This window comes from Streptosporangium sp. OZ121, assembly GCF_051918885.1.
Classification (GTDB): domain Bacteria; phylum Actinomycetota; class Actinomycetes; order Streptosporangiales; family Streptosporangiaceae; genus Streptosporangium.
Map to the genome: position 1 here is coordinate 1 of NZ_JBPXMC010000114.1, position 556 is coordinate 556.

Annotated in this window: 1 protein-coding gene; it reads right to left on the reverse strand. The window is 73.0% G+C overall.

Going from position 1 to position 556, the window contains the following annotated elements; genetic code table 11:
* A partial coding sequence (locus ACTOQ1_RS42955; RefSeq protein ID WP_440074396.1) for a hydantoinase B/oxoprolinase family protein occupies positions 1-547 on the reverse strand: 547 nt, incomplete at its 3' end.
* Between the last annotated feature and the right edge of the window lie 9 nt (positions 548-556).

Sequence of the window (556 nt, forward strand, 5' to 3'; positions counted from 1 at the left end):
GGCGGGCCGCGTCGGGGGAGACGTAGCCCTCGGCGACGTCGCGGCGCACCAGCTCGGGATCGCGCTCGCGCGGATCGCCGTGCCCGCCGCCCCCGGCCGTCAGCAACGTGACCCGGTCCCCGACCTCCACCCGGGTCCGCTTCGTGCTCACCCGGCGCTCACGCTCGGTACCGGGAAAGACCACCACCTGGTTGGGCTCGGGCTCCAGCCCGCCCTCCAGCGCCCACGGCCGCGACCGCGTCTTCTTGATCACCGACAGGAACTCCCCCGGCACCACGAACCGGATGTCACGCCGCAGCCCCACCCCACCCCGGAACCGCCCCGCACCCCCGGAGTCCTCCCGCAGCTCCACCCGCTCGAAGAACATCCCGGTTCTCGCCTCCAGGACCTCGACGGGGGTGTTGCGGGCCTGGGTCTGGCACAGGTGGTTGGCGGCGTTCATGCCGTCGTGGGAGGGGGTGGCGCCCCAGCCGACCGGGTCGTTGTTGCTGACCGCGAACATCTGCCCGGTCTCCGGATGGACCCCGACCATCATGAACCCCGGCACGTCACCCCC